Below are 22,954 nucleotides of genomic sequence, written 5' to 3'. Positions count from 1 at the left end.
AGGCCTGGGCTGTTGAATCGCGGGCCTTGCAAGCAGTCTGTGAGCTAGATGGCTCATGAGATGATCCACCAGGAAAACACTGTGAATCTGTTCAGCCACCACGCCCCATGGACCGCACCGAACGCTTCTACAAGATCGAGCACCTGATCCGCTCTCGCGGCTGCGTGTCGTTTGCCGAGCTCATCGCGGCGTTGGAGGTGTCACCGGCCACGCTCAAGCGTGACCTGGCCTACCTGCGCGAGCGTCTGGACGCGCCCATCGAGTACGACGCCGGCGAGAATGGCTACCGCTTCGGCCAGCAGTGGCGTGGCGGCAAGCACGAGCTGCCGGGCGTGTGGTTCAACGAGGCCGAGCTGCACGCGCTGCTGACCATGCAGCAGATGCTGGCCGGGCTGGACGAGCAGGGCATCGTCGGCCGCCATCTGCAGCCCATGTTCGACAAGATCACCGGCATGCTGGGTGTGGACGCGGCCGAGGCCGACGAGCTGCGCCGCCGCGTGCGGCTGATCGGCACGGCGCGGCGGCGCGTCGCCAGCGACTGTTTCGAGACCGTGGGCAGCGCCGTCGTGAAGCGGCGTCGGCTAGCCATCCGCTACCGCAAGAAGCGCGACGGCGCGGCCAGCGAGCGCGAGGTGTCGCCACAGCGCCTGGTGCATCACCGCCATGCCTGGTACCTGGATGCCTGGTGCCACGCCAGCGATGGCTACCGGCGCTTTGCGCTGGACGGCATCGAGGCGGCCACGTTGCTGGAGGCCGGGGCCCGCCCCGTGCCGCTGGCCGAGCTGGAGGCCGAGCTGGACCAGGGCTACGGCATCTTTGCCGGCGGCACGCCGCGCGAGGCCGAGCTGCTATTCAGCGCCGAGGCGGCGGCCTGGGTGTCGCGCGAGGAATGGCATCCGGCTCAGCGCAGCGAGTTCCTGCCCGATGGCCGCTGGCGGCTGCAGCTGCCTTATGTGGACGACACCGAGCTGCTGATGGACCTGCTGCGCCATGCAGGGCAGGTGGCGGTGGTGGCGCCTGCACCGCTGCGGGACGCGTTTGCGGCGCGGCTGCGCCAGGCGGTGGCGGCGCTGTAGGACAAGTGCGCGTCTTTTGCGCCCGGTCACGGTGGCGGCATGCGATCGCGTTAGGCTTGGCCCATCTTGCAACCCGATCAAGGAGCCTGCGATGACCGATACAGCCCAAGCCAAGGACAAGCTGGCTGCTGACTTTCGCGCCGTGATGGACGACATCGACGCGCTGATGAGCAGCACCGGCAACGAGGTCAGCGGCGAGGCCAAGGCCTTGCGTGCGCGCATCCGGGAGCGCCTGGATGGCGCCAAGGAGAAACTCATCGACGTGCAGCATGAGGCCGTACAGCGCGCCAAGGATGCGGCCGCAGCCACCGATGACTATGTGCATGCCAAGCCCTGGCAGGCCATCGGCGTGGCGGCGGCGGTCGGCCTGGCGCTGGGCGTGCTGATCGGCCGCCGTTGAACGCGCGGCGGCCTTGGTGAGCGAGGACCAGGAACCCGTCTCCGCACCGCTGCGGCGGCTTGGCCGTTCGCTGCTGACACTGGGTCGCATCCGGCTTGAGCTGCTGGCCATCGAGGTCCAGGAGGAGAAGGACCGCATCGCCAGCCTGGTGCTGTGGGCCGTGCTGGCCGCGCTGCTGGCCGGCTTTGCGGTGCTGATGCTGCTGGTGCTGGCCATCGTGGCGCTGTGGGATAGCCATCCGCTGCTGGCGCTGGGCGCGGCCACCGGCGTGCTGCTCGTCGCGGCCGCGTTGGCGCTGCGTCAACTCAAGGCGCTGGCGGCGCAGCCCTCCACGCTGTTCCAGGCCAGCATCGCCGAGCTGCGCAAGGACGCGGCGGGTCTCGATCAGCGGCAGCCATGATCCCGCCCATCCCGCAAGACCCGGCCCGGCGCAGCGAGCGTAAGGAAAATTTGTTGCTGGCGTCCACGCTGCTGCGCGGCCAGCTGCAGCAGGATCTGCAGGTGCTGGGCGGACATGCCGACCACGTGGCGCGGCCGGTGATGGCCGTGAGGCGCTGGCTGTCGGACCCGCTGGTGCTGGCTGCCGTCAACAGCGGCACGGCCTTCTTTGCCGCCTCTCGACGCGGGCGGGTGCTGGGTCTGCTGCGCTGGGCCTGGCTGGCGTGGCGGGTCTGGCAGCGGCGTTGAGTCAGCCAGTGTTGTCCGCGTCGTAGGCATCCAGCCGCTTCATGCGCTCGCTCTGCCAGTAGACGTCGTCGCCGCCCAGCCCGTCGAGGTTGGCGCGGTTGAGCACGCGGGCCAGCACGAACAGCAGATCGGACAGGCGGTTCAGGTACTGGCGCGGCGCGGCGTTGATGGGCTCGCTGGCCGCCAGCATGATGACGGTGCGCTCCGCCCGCCGCGCGACGGTGCGGCACACATGGGCGATGGCCGCACTGCGCGTGCCGGCCGGCAGGATGAACTCCTTCAGCCGGGGCAGGTGCTCGTTGTAGTGAGCCAGCGCGTCGTCCAGGCGCAGCACGGCGGTGTCCTTCAGCAGGTGGCCGCCGGGCCAGGAGAGTTCACCGCCGAGGTTGAACAGCTCATGCTGGATGGTGACGAGCAGCTCGCGCACGTCACCCGGCAGCGGCTCTGCTAGCAGCACGCCCAGGTGCGAGTTCAGTTCGTCGACATCGCCCATGGCCTGCACGCGCAGGTGGCTCTTGGTGACACGGCTGCCATCCGACAGGCCGGTGCTGCCGTCGTCGCCCGTGCGGGTGGCGATCTGGGTGAGGCGGTTGCCCATGTGGCGGTCTGCAAGGGTTGCGGGGCCGCCATTGTGCTCAGGTGCTGTCAGTGGCGTCGGCCACTGCGGTGAAACGCCGGCTTGCGGGTGGGGGCGTTGTGCGGATGCAGGCCGGTGTTGTGGGGCAGCGGCGCCGCAGTGGCGTCAGCAGGTGGGACGGCGCCAGTCGACGGGCCCACGAGTTCGCGCCAGCGGGCCAGCAGCACTTCGAAGCGCAGGGCACCCAGCACGATCAGCAGGGCGGCCAGGATCAGCAGCAGCCAGGTCAGGGTCATGGAGAGGCTCCCGGAGTGGAGACTTCATGCTGGCACTGCGGGGACGGCGCTGCAACACAATTCCCTGACTTGGATCAGGAGACTTGCCGATGAATGCGCCCGCTTCCCCTGCCGCCGTCGCAGCGCCCCTGCCGGCGGACCTTCTGGCTGCGTTGCAGGCGGCGTTCGGAGCGCGCTGCTCGACGGCCCGCGCCGTCTGCGAGCAGCATGGTCGTGACGAATCCGTCTTCGATGTGCCGCCGCCGCAGGCCGTCGTATTCGCCGAGAGCGAGGAGGAGGTGGCGCAGGTCGTGACCGCGTGCGCCGCGTACCGCGTGCCAGTCATCCCGTATGGCGCCGGCTCGTCGCTGGAAGGTCACCTGCTGGCGGTGCAGGGCGGTGTCAGCCTGGATGTGTCGCGCATGAACCGCATCCTGCGCATCGCCGCCGAAGACCTGACGGTGACGGTGCAGCCCGGCGTCACGCGCAAGGCGCTGAACGAGGCGTTGCGGCACGAAGGTCTGTTCTTCCCCATCGACCCCGGCGCCGATGCGAGCCTGGGCGGCATGGCCGCCACGCGAGCCAGCGGCACGAACGCGGTGCGCTACGGCACGATGCGCGAGAACGTGTTGGGCCTGCGCTTCGTGGCGGCCAGCGGCGAGGTCATCCGCACCGGCTCGCGCGCGAAGAAGAGCAGCGCCGGCTACGACCTGACGCGGCTGCTCGTCGGCAGCGAGGGCACGCTCGGCGTCATCACCGAGCTGACCGTCAAGGTGCATCCGCTGCCCGAGGCGGTGTCGGCGGCCATCTGCTTCTTCCCCAGCATCGACGCTGCCGTCCAGACGGCCATGCAGGTCATCCAGATCGGCGTGCCCATCGCGCGCTGCGAGCTGCTGGACACGAACGCGATCAGGGCCGTCAACGCGCATGACCGGCTGGGCCTGAAGGAAGCGCCCATGCTGCTGATGGAGTTCCATGGCAGCGAGGCCGGCGTGGCCGAGCAGGCGGCCACCGTGCAGGACGTGGCGGCTGACCATGGCGGCGATGCGTTCGAATGGGCCACCACGCCCGAGGCGCGCACGCGGCTGTGGGCGGCGCGGCACCATGCCTACTTCGCGGGCCTGCAGATGCGCCCGGGCTGCCGTGCCGTCACGACCGATACCTGCGTGCCCATCTCGCGGCTGGCCGAGAACATCAACGCATCCATCGCCGAGGTGCAGGCGGCCGGCCTGCCGTACTTCATCGTCGGCCATGTGGGCGACGGCAACTTCCACATGGCCTACCTGCTGGACCCCGCCCGGCCCGACGAGCTGGCCACCGCCGAGCGGCTGAGCGCCCAGATGGTGGCGCGTGCCCTGGCGCTGGAGGGCACTTGCACCGGCGAGCATGGCATCGGGCTGCACAAGCAGCGCTTCCTCATCGACGAGACCGGCGAGGCTGCCGTGGCGTTGATGCAAGCCGTGAAGCAGGCACTGGACCCGCTGGGGATCATGAACCCCGGGAAGATCTTCGCAGGCTGATGCGTCCGTTGGGCTGCCGGCCATGCAATTGCCTGCGCGTAGCGTGGCGACGGATTCGATGAACGGGGTCTGATGTGCCCTGTACAAACCCGCCCATGAACAGCCATCGCATCCGCATCGCCACGCTGGCCGACCTCGAGGTCGTCGCCCCCCTCTTCGACGCCTATCGCCAGTTCTACGAGCAGGCGCCTGACGTGGCTGCCGCGCGCCACTTCATCCGTGATCGGCTGCAGCGCGACGAATCCGTCATCCTGCTGACCGTGAACGAGGCCCAGGAGGTCATCGGCTTCTGCCAGCTCTACCCGCTGTTCTGCTCTATCGACGCACGGCCCATCTACCAGTTGTCGGACCTGTACGTCACGCCCGAGGCGCGCCGCTCGGGCGCCGGGCGGGCGCTGCTGCTGGCTGCCGAGCACCATGCGAAGAGCACCGGCCGCGCGCGGCTGGAGCTGACAACGGCGCGCACCAACCAGACGGCGCAGTCACTGTACGAGTCGCTGGGCTGGCAGCGCGACGAGGTGTACTTTGCCTACGCTAGGCGCATGGAGGCCTGATGTGAGCGCCGCCGACGAGACGCCGCTGGGCCAGATCTGCATCCAGATTCACCTGGTGCGGGCGCCGGGCGACGGCTGTGGCATCTGAACCACCCACGGTGTGACGGGGCATGGCGCCGTCGATCAGCGGCGCGACTGCCTGTCGGCAGAATGATCAGCCTTGTCACTCAGGGCGTTCACATCATGGCTTGGCTGTTGCTCGTCGTCGCGGGCCTGCTGGAGGTGGGTTGGGCCATCGGCCTCAAGTACACCGAGGGCTTCACGCGGCCCTTGCCCACGGTGCTGACCGTAGGCGCCATGGTGGCCAGCGTCGGCCTGCTGGGCGTGGCGATGAAGACGCTGCCGGTGGGCACGGCCTACGCGATCTGGGTGGGCGTGGGCGCCGTGGGCACGGCGGCGCTGGGCATGGTGCTGTTCAACGAGCCGGCCACGGTGGGCCGGCTGGTGAGCCTGGGCCTCATCGTGGCGGGCATCGTGGGGCTGAAGCTGGCGAGCTGAGCCACCGTGTTTCGAACCCAGCGCCGGCCCGCCTCATTGCTTCAGCCGTGCTGAGCCGGCACGTTCCAGCGCCGGGTCACGTCGCCGCGGCTGTTGGCGCTTTCCAGGTTGACGGCAAAGCCCCACAGCCGGCCGACATGGCGCAGCACTTCCTGCGCGCTGTCGTGCAGCGGTCGGTTGAGGTGCTGCTGGTGGCGCAGCGTCAGCGAGCGGTCGCCGCGCAGGTTCACGTTCCAGACCTGGATGTTGGGCTCGCGCGTCGACAGGTCGTACTGGCGTGACAGCGCCTGGCGCAGGTGGCGGTAGCCGCCTTCGTCGTGGATGGCCGATATCTCGTACTCGGTCTTGGCCTCGTCGTCCAGGATGGCAAACAGCCGGAAGTCGCGCATCACCTTGGGGCTCAGGTACTGGCCGATGAAGCTCTCGTCCTTGAAGTTGCGCATCGCGTGATCCAGCGTGGGCAGCCAGTCGCTGCCGGCGATGTCGGGGAACCAGGCCTTGTCTTCATCCGTCGGGGCCTCGCAGATGCGCTTGATGTCGGTGTACATCGCAAAGCCCAGTGCGTATGGGTTCAGGTTGGCGCCGGGGTGCTGGTAGACGACGTTGGTGTGCGACTTCAGCCACTCGATCATCATGCCGTCGCTCAGGTAGCCGTCGTCGTACATCTGGTTGAGCAGCCGGTGGTGCCAGAAGGTGGCCCAGCCCTCGTTCATGACCTGCGTTTGCCGCTGCGGATAGAAGTACTGCGCGATCTTGCGCACGATGCGCACGACCTCGCGCTGCCAGGGCTCCAGCAGCGGCGCGTTCTTCTCGATGAAGTACAGCAGGTTCTCCTGCGGCTCGTCGGGGAAGCGGCGGCTCTCGGCGGCTTCGTCGGGGCGGTCGGGCTTCCTGGGCAGCGTGCGCCAGAGGTCGTTGACCTGGGACTGGGCGTGCTGTTCGCGCTCCTTGAGGCGCGCGCGCTCTTCGGCGAGCGACAGCTTGGCTGGCCGGCGGTAGCGGTCCACGCCGTGGTTCATCAGCGCGTGGCAGCTGTCCAGCAGCGCCTCGACGGCGTCAAGCCCGTGGCGCTCCTCGCACTCGGCCACGTAGTTCTTGGCGTAGACGAGGTAGTCGATGATGGACGACGCATCCGTCCACATGCGGAACAGGTAGTTGCCCTTGAAGAAGGAGTTATGCCCGTAGCAGGCATGAGCGATGACCAGCGCCTGCATGGCCAGCGTGTTCTCCTCCATCAGGTAGGCGATGCAGGGATCGGAGTTGATGACGATCTCGTAGGCCAGGCCCATCTGGCCGCGCTTGTAGTTGCGCTCGGTGGCGATGAACTCCTTGCCGTAGCTCCAGTGCCGGTAGTTCACCGGCATGCCCACCGACGCGTAGGCGTCCATCATCTGCTCGGAGGTGATGACCTCCAGCTGGTTGGCATAGGTGTCCAAGCCGAAGCGCTCGGCCGTCTGCTTGATGACGGCGTGGTAGTCCTCGATGAGCTCGAAGGTCCAGTCGTTGGGCGAGGGCAGCGGCTGGCTCGGGCGCTGCTGCAGCGGCAGCATGCGGCGCAGTGGGTCGCGCTGGCGGCGCTCGGCCATGCCGGGCGGCGGCGTGGCCACGCGTTCGGGGTGGCGGCGGTCTTCCTTGCAACTCATGTCAGCCCCTCGTCCAACGGGTACGTCGGCCGATCCCCCGGGGGGATGCGGTCCGGCTTGGGGGTGGCCCTGCGCTCGGATCTCATGCCGAGGCCCCTTCTTTCTTGAACAGCTCACGGAAGACCGGGTAGATCTGCGAGGCCTCGACGGCCTTGCGCATCGCGAAGTGGCCGACGTCTTCCTGCAGCTTCTGGTATTCCTCCCAGAGGTTCTGCTCCGGCTCGGCCACCTGCACGTAGGCGAAGTAGCGGCACAGCGGCAGGATCTTGTCGGCCAGCAGTTCGCGGCAGCGGCCGCTGTCGTGGTGCCAGTTGTCGCCGTCGCTGGCCTGGGCGCCGTAGATGTTCCACTCGGTCGGCGAGTAGCGCTCGCGGATGATCTGCTCCATCAGCACGAGCGCCGACGACACGACGGTGCCACCGGTCTCGGTGGCGTGGAAGAAGTTCTGCTCGTCGACTTCCTGTGCCTGCGTGTGGTGGCGGATGAAGACCACGTCGATCTTCTCGTAGTGCCGCGTGAGGAAGAGGTACAGCAGGATGAAGAAGCGCTTGGCGAGGTCCTTGCGGCTCTCGTCCATGGAGCCCGACACGTCCATCAGGCAGAACATGACGGCGCGCGTCGTCGGCACTGGCACGCGCACGCGGGAGCGAAAGCGCAGGTCAATGGGATCCAGGAAGGGGATGGCGTCCAGCCGGGCCTTCAGGTGGGCGATGCGCTCACGCGTTTCCAGCAGCAGGCGGGGCGTTTCTGGGCGGTCTTCCTTCAGCAACTCCTGCTCGCGTGCTTCGAGCTCGTGCAGCTCGCGGCGTTTGTCCATGCCCAGCGCGATGCGCCGGCCCAGAGCGCCGCGCATGGAGCGCACGACGTGCAGGTTGGTGGGCGTACCGTCGGACGAGAAGCCGGCGCGGTGGCTCTTCCACTCGGGCGTGTCGGCCAGCGTCGTGCGGGCGAGGTTGGGCAGGGCCAGGTCGTCGAAGAAGACCTGCATGAACTCTTCCTTGCTGAGGTGGAAGACGAAGTCGTCCTCCCCCTCGCCCTGGTCGCTGGCTTCGCCGTTGCCACCGCCTTGCCCGCCTTGTCCACCTTTCGGCTTGGCGATGCGGTCGCCCTTCACGTACTCTTGGTTGCCGGGCCGCACGACCTCGCGCACGCCGCCCTCGCCATGGCCGAAGACGGGTTCGTTGAGATCTTTTTTCGGGATCTTCACGTCCTCGCCGCGTTCCATGTCGCGGATCCCCCGGCCGTCCACCGCGCGCTTCACCGCCTCGCGGATCTGGTCCTTGTGGCGGCGCAGGAAGCGCTCGCGGTTGCCGATGGACTTGTTCTTGCCGGAGAGGCGTCGGTCGATGATCTGCTGCAGAGACATTAGAAGCCTCCCTGCGGGCCGAGCGCCGGGCCGCCCCAAGCCGGCCCGCATCCCCTCGGGGGATCGTCCGGCGTACCCGCCGGACGAGGGGCTCCGTGACTGCGGCGCAGGAAGCGCTCGCGGTTGCCGATGGACTTGTTCTTGCCCGACAGCCGGCGGTCGATGATTTGCTGGAGCGACATGCGCTACCTTTCGATCAGCTGCTCTTGCGGACCCTCAAGTACCACTCGCACAACAGCCGCACCTGCTTGGCCGTATAGCCCTTGTCCACCATGCGCTGCACGAAGTTCTCGTGCTTCTTGGCGTCCTCGGCGCTGGCCTTGGCGTTGAAGCTGATGACGGGCAGCAGTTCCTCGGTGTTGGAGAACATCTTCTTCTCGATGACGGTGCGCAGCTTCTCGTAGCTGGTCCACAGCGGGTTTTTGCCCGCGTTGTTGGCGCGCGCCCGCAGCACGAAGTTGACGATCTCGTTGCGGAAGTCCTTGGGGTTGGAGATGCCGGCCGGCTTCTCGATCTTCTCCAGCTCGGCGTTCAGCGCCGCGCGGTCGAAGACCTCGCCGGTATCGGTATCGCGGTACTCCTGGTCCTGGATCCAGTAGTCGGCATAGGTCACGTAGCGGTCGAAGATGTTCTGGCCGTACTCGGAGTAACTCTCCAGGTAAGCGGTCTGTATCTCTTTGCCGATGAACTCGGCATAGCGCGGCGACAGCTGCTCCTTGATGAAGCCGACGTACTTCTCTTCGAGCTCCTTCGGGAACTGCTCGCGCTCGATTTGCTGCTCCAGCACGTACATCAGGTGCACGGGGTTGGCCGCCACCTCGGCGCTGTCGAAGTTGAAGACCTTGGACAGAATCTTGTACGCGAAGCGCGTGCTGATGCCACTCATGCCTTCGTCGACACCAGCGTAGTCGCGGTACTCCTGGTAGCTCTTGGCGCGGGGGTCGGTGTCCTTGAGGTTCTCGCCGTCGTAGATCTGCATCTTGGAATACAGCGATGAGTTCTCGGGCTCCTTCAGGCGCGTGAGCACGGCGAACTGGCTCATCATCTTCAGCGTGCCGGGCGCGCACTTGGCCTCGGCCAGCGACGAGCCGCGGATCAGCTTCTCGTAGATCTTCACTTCCTCGCTGACGCGCAGGCAGTACGGCACCTTGACGATGTAGACGCGGTCCAGGAAGGCCTCGTTGTTCTTGTTGTTGCGGAAGGTCTTCCACTCGCTCTCGTTGCTGTGCGCGAGCACGATGCCGTCGAAGGGAATGGCGCCGAAGCCCTCGGTGCCCTTGTAGTTGCCTTCCTGCGTGGCCGTTAGCAGCGGGTGCAGCACCTTGATGGGCGCCTTGAACATTTCCACGAACTCCAGCAGGCCTTGGTTGGCCAGGCACAGGCCACCGGAGTAGCTGTAAGCGTCGGGGTCATCCTGCGCGTAGGTCTCAAGCTTGCGGATGTCGACCTTGCCCACCAGTGAGCTGATGTCCTGGTTGTTCTCGTCACCCGGCTCGGTCTTGGCCACGCCGAGCTGCTTGAGCACGCTGGGGTAGCGCTTGACGACCTTGAACTTTCGGATGTCGCCGCCGAACTCGTCGAGCCGCTTGACGGCCCAGGGCGACAAGATGCGGCTGAGGTAGCGGCGCGGGATGCCGTAGTCGCGCTCCAGCAGCGGGCCGTCTTCAGTCGGGTCGAACAGACCCAACGGGCTCTCGTTCACCGGCGAGCCGGCGATGGCGTAGAAGGGCACCTGCTCCATCAGCACCTTCAGCCGCTCGGCGATGGAACTCTTGCCGCCGCCCACCGGGCCCAGCAGGTAGAGGATCTGCTTCTTTTCCTCCAGCCCCTGTGCAGCGTGCCTGAAATAGGACACCACCTGCTCGATGGCTTCTTCGAGCCCATAGAACTCGGCGAAGGCCGGGTAGATCTTGATGGTCTTGTTGGCGAACAGGCGCGAGAGGCGCGGGTCGTTGCGCGTGTCCAGCATCTGCGGCTCGCCGATGGCCTTGAGCATGCGCTCGGCGGCCGTGGCGTAGGCCAGGGGGTTGTTTTTGCACTCGGCGAGGTAGTCCTCCAGCGAGAGCTCTTCGACCTTGGTGCGCTCGTAGCGCGCCGCGAAATGGCTGATGACGTCCATGTTCGACCTCCTGCGGTTTGAACTCCACAGGGCCGCAGGCACGATCCGTGCCCATGGTCGGCTGGGGGGTTCTGATCGCGCCTCAACTGCAAGGCGTCATCAGAACTCTCCTGGTGCTGTCAGGGCAGCTTGCTGCCGGCAGTGGACCCTCGGTCCCAAGAATAAGCTGCGAATCGTCGGCTACCTGCCCCCTCAACCCGGCGGTGCGTGGTTTCGTTGACAGGGCGAATTCAGCATACGCCCGGGGTGGAGGCAAGACCTGACACCCGCTGTCCAAACCACACGAACGCAGGGGCCTTGTGGCGGGGCTCCGACAAGGCCGCCGATCGTGGACGAGGTTGTCGCGCCGTGGCGCGATGGGGCGTCCGGCGCGGCTGCCGTTCAGGTGCCGCGCAGCTTGTCCAGCAGGCCAGAGAGCGCGTCCAGCGAGTCGAAGTGGATGGCCAGCTCGCCGCTCTGCCCGCCCTTCTTGGTGCGCTTCTTCACGCGCACTTCCACCGTGGCGCCCAGCGCGTCGGCCAGTTCTTCCTCCAGGCGCAGCACGTCGCGGCTCTTGTCGCCCTTCACGCGCAGCAGCGGGGCCTGGCGCGCGGCGCCCTGGGTCTTGGAGACCAGCTTCTCGGCCTCGCGCACGCTGAGCTTCTTGGCTGCGATCTCGCTGGCGGTGGTGATCTGCGTGGCGCCGTCCAGCGGCAGCAGCGCTCGGGCGTGGCCCATGTCCAGGTCACCGGCCATGAGCATGTTTTGCACCGGCGCAGCCAGGTTCAGCAGACGCAGCAGGTTGCTGGCCGCGCTGCGCGAGCGGCCCACGGCCTGGGCAGCCTGCTCGTGCGTCAGGCCGAACTCGTCGGTCAGGCGCTTCAGGCCTTGCGCCTCTTCCAGCGGGTTGAGGTCTTCGCGCTGGATGTTCTCGATCAGCGCCATCGCGGCGGCCGATTCGTCCGGCACCGCCTTCACCAGAACCGGCACCTCGCGCAGGCCGGCCAGCCTGGCGGCGCGGAAGCGGCGTTCGCCGGCGATGATTTCGTAGCTGACGCCGCCGTTGGGCGTGATCGGGCGCACGAGGATGGGCTGCATGATGCCCTGGCCCTTGATGCTCTCGGCCAGCTCGTACAGCGAGCCCTCGTCCATGCGCGTGCGCGGCTGGTACTTGCCGGCCTGCAGCTGCTCCAGCTTCAGTGTGCTGGGCGTGCCATCGCGTTCTGCGGGCGCGGGGGTGTCGCTGACCTTGGGGCCCAGCAGGGCTTCCAGGCCGAGGCCGAGGCCTTTGGGTTTCTTCGTTGCCATGGATGCGGATTGTCCTTCAGGGCTTCGCGAGGCTGCGCAGCAGCTCGCGGCCCTCGGGCCAGTCGCCCAGGCCCGAGGCGGCGTTCAGGTGGCCGCGCGGCCCGGCGATGACGACGCTGCTCCCCCAGTCCGCCGCCATCGCCGTGCTGCGTTCGGCGGCGCCGAAGGGGTCGTCGCTGCTGATGACCGCGATGCTGGGGAAGGGCAGGCGGCCGCGGCGGATGGGGCGCCAGTTGTGCAGCTGCGGCGGCATGTCCTCGCGCTCGGTGTCGGGCGGGGCGACGAGCAGCGCGCCGGCCACGCGGGCCGTGTGCTGCGAGTGCTCGGCCCAGCTCGCCACCAGCTGGCAGCCCAGCGAATGCGCCACCAGCAGCGCCGGGGCGTCGTCCTGCAGCAGCACCTCGTCCAGCCGCGCCATCCAGTCGCCACGGCGCGGCCAGTCCCAGTCGTGCTGGTCCACGCGCTGGTCGCCGTGCAGGCGCTCCCAGCGGCTCTGCCAGTGGTCGGGGCCGGAGTTCTGCCAGCCGGGAAGGAGCAGGACGCGGGTGGGATTCATGGTTTGCCCTTAAGCTGCACGGTTCGCGATTTTCAGTGGAGCAGCGGTCATGACGTTCAAGGTGTTTGTGGATGGGCAAGAGGGCACGACGGGTCTTCGGATTCATGAGTACCTCGCGGCCCGCACCGACATTGAGGTGCTCAAGATCGATGCCGACAAACGCAAGGACCCGGCCGAGCGCGCCCGCCTGCTGAACGCCGCCGATGTGGCCTTCCTGTGCCTGCCCGACGCGGCCTCGCGCGAGGCTGCGGCCATGATCACCAACCCCAACACCTGTCTCATCGACGCCAGCACGGCGCACCGCACCGTGCCCGGCTGGAGCTTCGGCCTGCCCGAGCTGGCCCGTGGCCAGCGCGACGCCATCCGCGCGTCCAAGCGCATCGCCAACCCGGGCTGCCACGCCAGCGCCTTTATCCTGGCCGTGCGCCCGCTGGTGGATGCCGGCCTGCTGCCGCGCGATGCGGCGGTCAGTGCGACGTCCATCACCGGCTACTCGGGTGGCGGCAAGAGCATGATTGCCGAGTACGAGCAGCAGCCGCTGCCCGTGCACCTGCAGGCGCCGCGCCCCTATGGCCTGGGCCTCAAGCACAAGCACCTGCCGGAGATGATGGCCCACACCGGCCTGGCCACGCCGCCGGTGTTCATGCCCATCGTCAGCAGCTTCTACAAGGGCCTGGCCGTCAGCGTGCCGCTGCAGCTGAGCCAATTGGCCGCTGGCGCGACGCCCGAGGCCGTGCACGCGGCGCTGGCCGCGCACTACGCGGGCGAGCGCTTCATCCGCGTGATGCCGCTGCGCGACGCGGCCACGCTGGAGGGCGGCTTCTTCGACGTGCAGGCTTGCAACGACACCAACCGCGTGGACATCTTCGTGTTCGCCAGCGACACGCAGGCGCTGGTCATCGCGCGGCTGGACAACCTGGGCAAGGGCGCCAGCGGCGCGGCCGTGCAGAGCATGAACGTGCACCTGGGCGTCGAGGAAAGCCTGGGCCTAGTTTGAGAGGGTCTCATCCTCTGACCCCCAAACGGTGACGTTACGCCGCTGCGCGGCGTCGCCATACTCCGGGCCCTTGATGGCCGACAGGAGAACCGCCCGTGGCAACAGCAGGCAGACCGGGGAAGGGCGCCGCCCGCGCGCATGAGCAGCTGCTGGCAGGCGTACACATCGCCCATGACGGCGATGCGCTGGGACAGCCGCTGGCCGCTGTGGACGAGCGCTCGCGCCAGAGCATGGCGCAGCAGGCGCTGCGCTGGACCTACCTGCTGCGCTCGCGCCAGCGCTGGGTGCGCGAGGCCAAGGTGCGCGAGCAGCACCAGGCCGACGCAGCCGCCACGCTGCGGGCTTTGGGCCTGGGCGCGGCCCAGCTTCAGGCGCTGGGCCAGGCGTCCACGTTGGTGGTGCGCGTGCCGTATCAGCACGAGGCGCTGTGCTGGGAGGGGCGCGTGTTCCCGTGGGAGTACGTGCTGGCCGCCGCCACGCGCGAGCAGCGCCGCGCGGCCCCGGGCGGCGCGCGGCCGCTGACCGTCATTCGCGAGCTGCAGGTGCAGCACGAGGTGGCTGGCGCCTGGCAGCCCATGCCGCGCCAGGCGGTGGTGCTGCCGGCCTGGCGGGAGCTGCGCGTGCTGTTCGTCAACGTGCTGCCCAGCGAGCTGGCCGAGCGTTGGACGGTGGAGGCCGAGCTGAAGAACCTGGCCGCTGCGCTGCCGCGCGAGGTGCCGGCGCCGCGCGTGCTGAACCATCCCAGCTTGGAGGAGCTGGTGGCCGAACTGGCGGTCCGCCCGCCCCACCTGCTGCACGTGGCCGGCATGGACAGCCACCAGGCGCTGCGCGAGCTGGGTGCGCTGGCCGCGAGGACGGCGCTGGTGGAGGTGGCCAGCGCCGATGCGCTGGACGCGCCGCTGCAGCGCCTGCCGCTGGACGAAGTGCTGGCCGACGCACGCCGCCTGCAGGACGGCCTGCTGCTGCGCGGCACCGACGGCGCCCCGCGCTTGGTGCCGGCCCAGGCACTGGCGCAGGCCATCGCGGCGGCGGTGGGCACGCAGCCCCCCTATCTGACGACGCTGAACGTCTGGAACAGCGCCGCGCGTCTGGCGCCCATGCTGATCGCCGAGGGCGCGTCGCGGGCGGCGCTGGGTTTCCAGGATGCCTTCGACGATTCGCTGGCCGAGTACGCGCTGACCCTGCTGCTGCGGCAGCTGTTCGACGGCGGCTTCGATCTGCCGGACGCCTTCTCCCGCATGTGGGCCGAGGTGAGGGCGCTGCCCGAGTCAGTGGACGCCACCGGCGTGACGCTGTGGCTGGACGGCCCGGTCTTCGTCGACCCGGACACCCGCGCGGCGCACGAGGCCCAGGGTCGGCGCCTGGCCGTGCATGCCGGTGCAGCGGCGCGCCCAGCCTCGGCCGAGGTGCGCTGCGAGATCGAGCCCTTCCGCGAGTTGAACTACGCCGTGCTGCACAACGCCCAGCCGCTGTTCCGGCGCTTCGTGCTGAGCTGCGAGCGCTTCCAGGACGCGGCGCCGCTGGATGTGGAGGTGGCCGTGCACCTGGGCGCTGAGGTCGCGCGCTACCAGCGCCGCGTCAAGCTGCGCCAGGTGCGCGAGAAGCTGACCGACAAGATCCACGTGCCGCTGACGGCCGAGGTGGCGCGCAGCGTGCACGAGGCTATCAACACCAGCCTGCATGTCTGTGTGCGCCAGGGCGGCGAGGTGCTGTACCACGACAGTCACCGCCTGCGCCTGCTGCCCGTGGACCAGTGGCGCGACAACCGCCGGGACGGCCGCTGGCTGCCGTCCTTCGTGCTGCCGCGCGACCCGGCCGTGGTGCGCGCCGTGGCGCAGGCGCAGCGCTACAACCGCGTGCTGCGCGACGACCCCTCGGCCGGCTTCGAGGGCTACCAGGCCGTGCCGGCCGATGCCCTCGACGAGGACGCGCTGCGCGCCGTCGACCGCCAGGTGGAGGCCATCTGGGCCACGCTGCTGCACGACTGGAAACTCGGCTACATCAACCCGCCGCCCAGCTATAGCGGCGACCTGGACTCGCAGCGTCTGCGTGTGCCGTCCACCGTCCAGGCCGACCGCGCCGGCACCTGCATCGACCTGGCGCTGCTGTTCGCGGCCTGTCTGGAGCTGGTGGACATCTACCCGGTCGTCTTCCTGCTCGACGGTCACGCACTGCCTGGGTGGTGGCGGCACAGCAGTTTCCAGCAGGAGTACCAGCAGATGGGCGCGGTCAGCTACAGCGAGGTGGTGCAGGCCGATGCAGGCGGAAGCTCGGCGGCCAATGCGCAAACCGTCGGCTGGCATGCCGGCAAGGCCAGCTGGGCCGAGGTGAGGCGCTGGATACGCGAGCGCAAGCTGGTGCCCATCGAGACCGTGCGGCTGACCGAGCACTGCGGCTTCATTGAGGCCATCGAGTCCGGCGTGCAGGCGCTGGCCGAGCGGGCCGACTACGACTCCATGCTGGACATCGTCACCGCGCGGCAGGCCCAGGTCACGCCGCTGCCGCTGCTCAAGGAGCTGCCATGAGTTCGCATGCGCTGTGGGCCCAGGCGCGAGAGTGCTTCACCGAGCCGCCGGTGGCGCCAGGCGAGGTGCTGAGGCCGTCGCTTCAGCAGCGCCGCCGGCGCGGCTTCGAGCTCGGCGACGGGCGGGCGGCGGTGCGCCTGGTGCGCGATGACGACGGCCTGCTGCGATGGGTGTACGAGCCCCCCGCGCGGCCGCGTGGCGCCAGCGGCGCCCGGCGCAGCTGGCGAGCTATTGGCGTGGATGCGAACGACACGGTCGAGCGCATTGCCTTCCCCGAGCTGGGGTTGAATGCCATCACCGACGGCTTGCGCCGGCTGGACGAGCGGCTGAACCCCGCGCTGGCTGGCCAGCGCCCGGTGGACGGCCTGCGGCGCTGGAACGGCGTGCACTGGGCGCCGCTGCTGGCGGGCGAGCTGGCAAGCCTGCGGGGCCGCGTGCTGGTGCTGGTGCATGGCACCTTCAGCGCCAGCGCCATGTATGCCAAGGAGCTGGCTGCCACGGCCGACGGCGAGGCCTTGCTGGCGCGGCTGGCCCGCGCGGGCGGCACCTATGCCGCCGTGCTGGCTTTTGACCACCCCACGCTTAGCGTCGCGCCGTGGCTGAACGCGCTGGCGCTGCGCGACGCGCTGGCCGACTGCACGGCCGCACTGGACTTCGTGGGGCACAGCCGGGGCGGACTGGTCATCTCCTGGCTGTTGCGCTTGGCGCCTACGCTGCCGGTGCGCCAGGCGCTGTTCGTCGGCTCACCGCTGGCCGGCACCTCGCTGGCGGCGCCGGACAAGCTGCGCCAGGCGCTGGACACGCTGGCCAGCTTTGCCGATGCCGTGGCCCACGCTGCCCTGAAGGCCGGCCGGGCTGTGCCGCCGGGCCTGCAGCCGCTTGCGCTGGGCGTGGCTGGCCTGGCCTGCGTGCTGGGCCAGGTGCTGGCCCTGGGCGCCCGCACGCCGCTGGCCGACGCCGCCATGGGCCTGGTGCCGGGGCTGCTGGCGCAGGGGCGCGTGACCAACAACCTGGAGCTGGCCCAGCTTTACCCGCTGCCCGGCGGCGTGGACGTGCACGCCATCGGCGGCAGCTTCGTGCCGGCCGAGGTCAACCTGCCGCTGTGGAGGCTGTGGCAGCGCGTGACGCAGCTGAAGGACCAGGCGCTGCACCGCGGGGCCGACCTGATCTTCCAGCAACCCAACGACCTGGTCGTGGACAGTGCGTCCATGAACCAGCTTGGCGCCACGCCGTTGGCTGCGCCGCACTGGCAGGACCTGGGCGCCAGTGCCGAGACCCACCACTGCAATTACTTCCAGGACCTGCGCGTGCTGACCTGGCTGGACGCGCGCCTGCGCTGAACAGCGTCGTCAGGCGGGGCGGCTGGCGCTCATTGCGCCACCATCTCGACCCGCCGGTTCTTCGCGCGGCCGGTCTCGCTGCCGTTGCCGGCCACGGGCGCCAGGGCAGCCAGACCGCGCGCAGCCAGCCGCTTGCCGTCCACCTGGTAGGGCGGGGCAGTCAGCGCCGCCACCACGGCCTGGGCGCGGGCCAGGCTGAGCTTCTCGTTGGCCTCGACGCTGCCCACGTTGTCGGTGTGGCCAACGATCCAGGCCTTGAGCCCGGGTTGGGCCTTCAGCAGCTCGGCCATGGCCTCCAGCTGGGGGCGGGACTCAGGCTTGAGCTCGGCCTTGCCGGTGTCGAAGAACAGGCCCGTCAACGCGATGCGACCGTCGGCCTGCAGGCCGGCGGCGATGGCGTTGGCGTCCACGCTGACCTGGCCGGTCTGCATGGACCGGGGCTCGACGATCTCGATATAGGTGGCGGCGCGGTCGGTGTAGGCGTTGTCGGCCAGCGAGGTGTAGAGCAGCAGCTCCAGCGTGCTGCCGTTGCGGGTGAGCGTGCCGGCCAGCATGCGGCCCTCGTCGGGACTGAGCGCCATGACGAGCGGGAACTCGCGGCCCTTGAAGCTGCCCCGGGCACCCATCAGCGAGCCCTTGGCCCAGCTCATCTGGCGGCCGCGGGCGTTCTTGCCGAGGGCGAAGAAGGTGTCGTGGCAGGCCTTGAGCTCGCAGCTGAAGCGTGGCTTGAAGCCGGCCGCCACCAGTGCCTGTTGGTGGTTGCGGAAGACCTCCAGCGCCGTCTTGCCCACAGGGCCCAGGTAGAACAGCTGGGTCAGCTTGCCTTCGGCGCGCACGGGGTCGGCCAGTTGGCGGCGATCACCGCGCGCGGCCCCGGTGGCGTTGGGCAGTTCGGTGGTGGCCCAGTCCTGCTGACCCCAGCCGGCCAGCGTGCTGCCGGTGAAGCGGCTGATGACGGGGTGGTCCGCACTGCCCGGCACATCGGCCAGGGTCACGGGGTCAGCGGCCTGGGCGCCCAGCGGGAGCGTCAGGGCGAGCAGGGCGGTCAGGGCGGTCAGGGCGTGGGCGGTCGGGCGCATGGTCGGGCATGTTGGCCCAGCCGCCGGAGCCTGCCTGTCGGACGGCGCCCTGAAAACAGGGGACAGCAGGGCTGGTGCTCAGACCAGCTCGGTCTCCGGGCTGCGGTAGTGGTAACGGTAGGCGAAGACGAAGCCCAGCCGGCCGTAGAGGCGCTGGGCGACGGCGTTGTCGCTGCCCACCTGCAGGTAGGCCTGGGTGGCACCCTGCTGGCGGGCCAGGGCCAGCAGCGCGCGGCACAGGCGCTCGCCGTGGCCTTGCCGTGGCACGGCGGAGGCGATGTCGTACAGGCCGACGAGATCGCCCGCCACCACCATCTGGCCGCAGGCGAGCAGCTGGCCTTGCGCGTCGTTCAGCGCGAAGCCCTGGTAGGCGACCGGGGCGTTGGCGATGCGCTCGGCGTGGGCGGCGATGGCGCTGGCTGACGAGCCGCGCAGCGTGCCGACGAGTGCGGCGTAGGCCGGGGCATCCAGCGCCTGGAGGGCGGCCGGCGCGGGCTGTGGCGCCAAGGTGTCCAGCACCATCACGTCGGCCGCATCGAAGGCGGCCCAGCCCTTGGTGGCGAGGCGTTTGTCCAGGTCGGGCGGCTGGCTCCAGGGCGTCACGCGCATGGCTAACGGCAGGCCGGCGGCATCAAAGGCGCGCTGGCAGCGGGCCAGCAGGTCGTCCAGCGGCAGCGTGCCCTGGCGCAGCGCGTTGATGCAGCGCGAGCGCTTGGCCTTGCCAGGGGACAGGCGGATCAGCCAGCCGTCGATGTCGGTTTGCTGGGGCGGGGCGGAGGCGTCGAGGCCGGCGAGTTCGGCACGCAGAGCGAGCGCCTGCAGGGCGGTGTTCACCGCATCGTCTCGATGCGCCTCACCATCTCCTTGGCGAAGTCCACGAACGCCACGGCGCCCTTGGAGGACGGGTCGAACACCACGCCGGGCAAACCGTAGCTTGGCGCCTCGGCCAGCCGCACGTTGCGCGGGATGACGGTGTCGAACACCTTGTTGCCGAAATGGGTCTTGAGCTGGTCGCTGACCTGCTGCTGTAGCGTGATACGCGGGTCGAACATGACGCGCAGCAGGCCAATGATCTCCAGATCGGGGTTCAGGTTGGCGTGGATCTGCTTGATGGTGTTGACCAGGTCGGTCAGCCCCTCCAGCGCGAAGTACTCGCACTGCATGGGCACGATGACGCCATGCGCGCTGCACAGGCCATTCAGCGTCAGCATGGACAGCGACGGCGGGCAGTCGATGAGGATGAAGTCGTAGTCGGCCGCAGCCTGGGCGATCGCGGCCTTGAGCCGGGCCTCGCGGCGCTCCAGCGCCACCAGGTCCACCTCGGCACCGGCCAGTTCGCGGTTGGCGCCCAGCACGTCGTAGCCAGCTTTCTCGGCGTGGGCCTTGGCCTCGGCGATGGTGGCGGACTCCAGCAGCACGTCGTAGACCGTGGTCTCCAGCTTGCGCTTGTCGATGCCGGAACCCATGGTGGCATTGCCTTGAGGGTCCAGGTCGATGACGAGGACGCGCTGGCCGATCTTTGCGAGGCCGGCGGCCAGGTTGACGGTGGTGGTGGTCTTGCCGACGCCACCCTTCTGGTTGGCGATGCAGAAAATCTTGGCCATGGCTGGGGTTCCGGGAGCAGCCGGCATCGTACCGGTGTCAGAGGGGGCCGGCCCTCGGGCGCGACCCGTGAAGCGGCCTCAGCGAGGCTGCATCCAGACGATGCAGCGCTGCGCGTCCAGACCGGGGACGGCCAGTTGTTCCACGTGAAACACCTCCACGTCAGCAGGTAGGGCGGCGATCTCGTCGGCCGGGTGCTGACCCTTCATGGCCATCCAGACAGCGCCCGGGGCCAGGTGCTGGCGGGTCAGCGAGGTGAAGTCCACCAGCGACGCGAAAGCGCGGGACGTGATGACGCCTAACGGCTCGGTCGTCAGTTGCTCGACGCGGCTGTGCACGCCGTGCAGGTTGGGCAGCTTCAGCTCGGCAGCGACCTGCTGGATAAAGGTGGCCTTCTTGGCGACGGCGTCCACGCAAGTCACGTCGGTGCTGGGGCAGCAGAGGGCGATGACCACGCCCGGCAGCCCGCCGCCGGCGCCCACATCCATCAGCCTGGCCGGCGCGCCGTGACGCAGCAGTGGCGGCAAGGCCGACAGGCTGTCGATCAGGTGGTGGCTCAGCATCTGCGCCGGGTCACGCACGGCGGTCAGGTTGTAGACCTTGTTCCACTTCTGCAGCAGGGCCAGGTAGGCCAGCAGCTGGTCGAGTTGGTGGTCGCTGAGGTTCAGGCCCAGTTGGGTGGCGGCGGCTTGGAGGGTGTCTTTCATGCAGTGGCCACCGTGTCGGCAGCTTCGGTGAAGCCCTTGAACTTGCCCTTCTTCAGGTGCACCAGCAGCAGCGAGATGGCGGCCGGTGTGATGCCCGAAATGCGCGAGGCCTGGCCCAGGGTTTCCGGGCGGTGGGTGTTGAGCTTCTGCCGCGCCTCGAAGGAGAGGGCATGGACGAGGCTGTAGTCCAGCTCATCCGGCAACTTCAGATGCTCGAAGTGGGCGGCGCGGGCGACATCATCGACCTGCTTGTTGATGTAGCCGGCGTACTTGACGCTGATTTCCACCTGCTCGGCCACGAGGTCGGCCAGCTCAGCGCCGAGTTCGGCGGCGAGTGTTTCACGTGAAACCACGACCTCGGGCTTGGCGATGGCGGCCACCTCGGCCACAGTGTCGAAGCCCACGCCGGGGCGGCGCAGCAGGTCGGCGAGGTTGTACTCGCGCTCCAGCGCCTTGCCGACCAGCCGCTCGGCGTCCGCCGCCGGCAGCACGCCAGGGTGCACCCAGGTGCTCTTGAGCTTCTCTGTTTCACGTGAAACAGCGTCGCGCTTGCGGTTGAAGGCTGCCCAGCGCTCGTCGTCCACCAGGCCAAGCTGGCGGCCCACTTCGGTCAGGCGTGCATCGGCGTTGTCCTCGCGCAGCTGCAGCCGGAACTCGGCGCGGCTGGTGAACATGCGGTAGGGCTCGGTCACGCCCTTGGTGATGAGGTCGTCCACCAGCACGCCCAAGTAGGCCTGATCACGCGCCGGCGTCCACGGCCCATCGCCACGCACCTGCAGCGCCGCGTTCAGGCCAGCGAACAGGCCCTGGGCGGCGGCTTCCTCGTAGCCGGTCGTGCCGTTGATCTGGCCGGCGAAGAACAGGCCCTGGATGACCTTGGTCTCGAAGCTGCTCTTCAGCCCGCGCGGGTCGAAGTAGTCGTACTCGATGGCGTAGCCCGGGCGCAGGATGTCTGCGTTCTCCAGCCCGGGGATGCTGCGCACGGCGGCCAGCTGGATGTCGAAGGGCAGGGAGGTGGAGATGCCGTTGGGGTAGAACTCGTGCGTCGTCAGGCCCTCGGGCTCCAGGAAGATCTGGTGCGAGTCCTTGTCGGCGAAGCGGTTCACCTTGTCTTCGATGCTGGGGCAGTAGCGCGGGCCCACGCCCTCGATGACGCCGGTGAACATCGGGCTGCGGTCGAAGCCGCTGCGGATGATCTCGTGCGTGCGGGCGTTGGTGTGGGTGATCCAGCACGGCACCTGCTGCGGGTGCATGGCGGTGTTGCCCATGAAACTGAACACCGGCACGGGCGTCAGGTCGCCCGGTTGCGCCTCGCACTTGCTGAAGTCGATGGTGCGGCCATCGATGCGCGGCGGCGTGCCGGTCTTGAGGCGGCCCTGTGGCAGCTTCAGTTCCTTCAGCCGCGCCGACAGCGATACGGCCGGCGGGTCGCCCGCGCGGCCGGCGGCGTAGTTCTGCAGGCCCACATGCACGCGGCCGTCCAGGAAGGTGCCGGCCGTCAGCACGACGGCGCGGGCGCGGAACTGGATGCCGGCCTGCGTGACAGCGCCCACCACGCGGTCGCCCTCCACCATCAGGTCGTCCACTGCCTGCTGGAAGAGCATGAGGTTGGGCTGGTTCTCCAGCCGGCGGCGGATGGCGGCCTTGTAGAGGATGCGGTCGGCCTGGGCGCGGGTGGCGCGCACGGCTGGGCCCTTGGAGCCGTTCAGGATGCGGAACTGGATGCCGCCCTCATCGGTGGCCAGCGCCATCGCACCGCCCAGCGCGTCCACTTCCTTCACGAGGTGGCCTTTGCCGATGCCGCCGATGCTGGGGTTGCAGCTCATCGCGCCCAGGGTCTCGATGTTGTGGGTCAGCAGCAGCGTCTGCGCGCCCATGCGCGCAGCGGCCAGCGCGGCCTCGGTGCCGGCATGGCCGCCGCCGACGACGATGACGTCGAATTCCTTGGGGTAGAGCATCTCGTTCCTGGCAAGAGCAGGCCCGGGCAGGGCGCCTGGGCAAACCCTGAATTTTACGAACCGCCTGTGGACAAGTCACCCACCGGATTTCTCGCCGGCCGCGCCTTCCTGCCGTTGATACATGCAGCCAAAAAAGTGCCCGACGGCCGTGCTGACCGTCGGGCCCAAGGTCCTGTCGTCCAGAAGAC

General features: G+C 68.9%; 22 protein-coding genes. 10 read left to right on the top strand and 12 right to left on the bottom strand.

The features are described from left to right. Positions 1-107 precede the first annotated feature (107 nt). From ACG0Z3_RS05260 to ACG0Z3_RS05245, 4 genes are all read left to right on the top strand, one after another. The gene (locus ACG0Z3_RS05260; RefSeq protein ID WP_394395964.1) at positions 108-1,076 is read left to right on the top strand and encodes a helix-turn-helix transcriptional regulator; all 969 of its coding nucleotides are present in this window, start codon (positions 108-110) and stop codon (positions 1,074-1,076) included. Between the two features lie 91 nt (positions 1,077-1,167). Next, complete coding sequence (locus ACG0Z3_RS05255) at positions 1,168-1,476, top strand: ElaB/YgaM/YqjD family protein (RefSeq protein ID WP_394395963.1); 309 nt, start codon at positions 1,168-1,170, stop codon at positions 1,474-1,476. 16 nt (positions 1,477-1,492) lie between these two features. Then, positions 1,493-1,876 carry a phage holin family protein gene (locus ACG0Z3_RS05250; RefSeq protein WP_394395961.1) on the top strand — a complete coding sequence of 128 codons (384 nt, stop codon included), beginning with the start codon at positions 1,493-1,495 and terminating at the stop codon, positions 1,874-1,876. After that, positions 1,873-2,163, top strand: coding sequence for a hypothetical protein (locus tag ACG0Z3_RS05245; protein WP_394395958.1), 291 nt, complete (start codon positions 1,873-1,875; stop codon positions 2,161-2,163). The genes ACG0Z3_RS05250 and ACG0Z3_RS05245 overlap by 4 nt, the downstream gene beginning before the upstream one ends. Position 2,164: 1 nt before the next feature. Here the strand turns inward: ACG0Z3_RS05245 and ACG0Z3_RS05240 are convergent, their stop codons facing one another. Then, entirely contained in the window at positions 2,165-2,761 is a 597-nt protein-coding gene (locus ACG0Z3_RS05240) for a cob(I)yrinic acid a,c-diamide adenosyltransferase (RefSeq protein WP_394395955.1), read from the bottom strand. Between the two features lie 47 nt (positions 2,762-2,808). After that, positions 2,809-3,036 (bottom strand): hypothetical protein, encoded by a 228-nt coding sequence (locus ACG0Z3_RS05235; protein ID WP_394395953.1) that lies wholly within the window; start codon positions 3,034-3,036, stop codon positions 2,809-2,811. 89 nt (positions 3,037-3,125) lie between these two features. Between ACG0Z3_RS05235 and ACG0Z3_RS05230 the strand changes: the two genes are divergently transcribed. From ACG0Z3_RS05230 to sugE, 3 genes are all read left to right on the top strand, one after another. Continuing rightward, entirely contained in the window at positions 3,126-4,535 is a 1,410-nt protein-coding gene (locus tag ACG0Z3_RS05230; protein WP_394395952.1) for an FAD-binding oxidoreductase, read from the top strand. Positions 4,536-4,630: 95 nt separating this feature from the next. Continuing rightward, the gene (locus tag ACG0Z3_RS05225) at positions 4,631-5,089 is read left to right on the top strand and encodes a GNAT family N-acetyltransferase (RefSeq protein WP_394395950.1); all 459 of its coding nucleotides are present in this window, start codon (positions 4,631-4,633) and stop codon (positions 5,087-5,089) included. A gap of 183 nt (positions 5,090-5,272) precedes the next feature. Continuing rightward, positions 5,273-5,587, top strand: a complete 315-nt coding sequence (gene sugE / locus ACG0Z3_RS05220) for a quaternary ammonium compound efflux SMR transporter SugE (protein ID WP_394395948.1) — start codon at positions 5,273-5,275, stop codon at positions 5,585-5,587. A gap of 41 nt (positions 5,588-5,628) precedes the next feature. Here the strand turns inward: sugE and ACG0Z3_RS05215 are convergent, their stop codons facing one another. From ACG0Z3_RS05215 to ACG0Z3_RS05195, 5 genes are all read right to left on the bottom strand, one after another. Next, a complete protein-coding gene (locus ACG0Z3_RS05215) occupies positions 5,629-7,173 on the bottom strand; it encodes a SpoVR family protein (protein ID WP_394396253.1) in 1,545 nt (514 codons plus the stop codon). 139 nt (positions 7,174-7,312) lie between these two features. Next, positions 7,313-8,596 carry a YeaH/YhbH family protein gene (locus tag ACG0Z3_RS05210; RefSeq protein ID WP_394395946.1) on the bottom strand — a complete coding sequence of 428 codons (1,284 nt, stop codon included), beginning with the start codon at positions 8,594-8,596 and terminating at the stop codon, positions 7,313-7,315. 196 nt (positions 8,597-8,792) lie between these two features. Beyond that, complete coding sequence (locus ACG0Z3_RS05205) at positions 8,793-10,715, bottom strand: PrkA family serine protein kinase (RefSeq protein ID WP_394395943.1); 1,923 nt, start codon at positions 10,713-10,715, stop codon at positions 8,793-8,795. Between the two features lie 381 nt (positions 10,716-11,096). Next, complete coding sequence (locus ACG0Z3_RS05200; protein ID WP_394395941.1) at positions 11,097-12,002, bottom strand: ParB/RepB/Spo0J family partition protein; 906 nt, start codon at positions 12,000-12,002, stop codon at positions 11,097-11,099. 16 nt (positions 12,003-12,018) lie between these two features. After that, positions 12,019-12,558: an RBBP9/YdeN family alpha/beta hydrolase gene (locus tag ACG0Z3_RS05195; protein ID WP_394395940.1), complete on the bottom strand. Its 540-nt coding sequence runs from the start codon at positions 12,556-12,558 to the stop codon at positions 12,019-12,021. Positions 12,559-12,607: 49 nt separating this feature from the next. Here ACG0Z3_RS05195 and argC point away from each other — a divergent pair, with 49 nt between their 5' ends. The 3 genes from argC to ACG0Z3_RS05180 all read left to right on the top strand — a co-directional run bounded on the left by argC (position 12,608) and on the right by ACG0Z3_RS05180 (position 17,420). Continuing rightward, positions 12,608-13,555 carry an N-acetyl-gamma-glutamyl-phosphate reductase gene (gene argC / locus ACG0Z3_RS05190; protein ID WP_394395938.1) on the top strand — a complete coding sequence of 316 codons (948 nt, stop codon included), beginning with the start codon at positions 12,608-12,610 and terminating at the stop codon, positions 13,553-13,555. Positions 13,556-13,650: 95 nt separating this feature from the next. Beyond that, positions 13,651-16,080 carry an ATP-binding protein gene (locus tag ACG0Z3_RS05185; protein ID WP_394395936.1) on the top strand — a complete coding sequence of 810 codons (2,430 nt, stop codon included), beginning with the start codon at positions 13,651-13,653 and terminating at the stop codon, positions 16,078-16,080. Further along, positions 16,077-17,420, top strand: coding sequence for an esterase/lipase family protein (locus ACG0Z3_RS05180; protein WP_394395935.1), 1,344 nt, complete (start codon positions 16,077-16,079; stop codon positions 17,418-17,420). Before ACG0Z3_RS05185 ends, ACG0Z3_RS05180 begins: the two co-directional genes overlap by 4 nt. A gap of 29 nt (positions 17,421-17,449) precedes the next feature. On the opposite strand, the gene ACG0Z3_RS05175 is transcribed toward ACG0Z3_RS05180, so the two are convergent. The 5 genes from ACG0Z3_RS05175 to mnmG all read right to left on the bottom strand — a co-directional run bounded on the left by ACG0Z3_RS05175 (position 17,450) and on the right by mnmG (position 22,766). After that, positions 17,450-18,499 carry an OmpA family protein gene (locus ACG0Z3_RS05175; RefSeq protein WP_394395933.1) on the bottom strand — a complete coding sequence of 350 codons (1,050 nt, stop codon included), beginning with the start codon at positions 18,497-18,499 and terminating at the stop codon, positions 17,450-17,452. A gap of 78 nt (positions 18,500-18,577) precedes the next feature. Beyond that, entirely contained in the window at positions 18,578-19,333 is a 756-nt protein-coding gene (locus ACG0Z3_RS05170; RefSeq protein ID WP_394395930.1) for a GNAT family N-acetyltransferase, read from the bottom strand. Beyond that, on the bottom strand, positions 19,330-20,103 hold the full coding sequence (locus tag ACG0Z3_RS05165; protein WP_394395927.1) for a ParA family protein: 774 nt from the start codon (positions 20,101-20,103) through the stop codon (positions 19,330-19,332). The genes ACG0Z3_RS05170 and ACG0Z3_RS05165 overlap by 4 nt, the downstream gene beginning before the upstream one ends. 78 nt (positions 20,104-20,181) lie before the next feature. After that, on the bottom strand, positions 20,182-20,808 hold the full coding sequence (gene rsmG / locus ACG0Z3_RS05160) for a 16S rRNA (guanine(527)-N(7))-methyltransferase RsmG (protein WP_394395924.1): 627 nt from the start codon (positions 20,806-20,808) through the stop codon (positions 20,182-20,184). Further along, the gene (mnmG, locus tag ACG0Z3_RS05155) at positions 20,805-22,766 is read right to left on the bottom strand and encodes a tRNA uridine-5-carboxymethylaminomethyl(34) synthesis enzyme MnmG (protein WP_394395923.1); all 1,962 of its coding nucleotides are present in this window, start codon (positions 22,764-22,766) and stop codon (positions 20,805-20,807) included. Before mnmG ends, rsmG begins: the two co-directional genes overlap by 4 nt. Positions 22,767-22,954: the final 188 nt, after the last annotated feature.

Source organism: Pelomonas margarita, assembly GCF_043555875.1.
GTDB classification, from domain to species: domain Bacteria; phylum Pseudomonadota; class Gammaproteobacteria; order Burkholderiales; family Burkholderiaceae_C; genus Pelomonas; species Pelomonas margarita.
The sequence above is the reverse complement of the archived record's forward strand: the minus strand, read 5'-3'. Positions and strand labels throughout refer to the sequence as shown.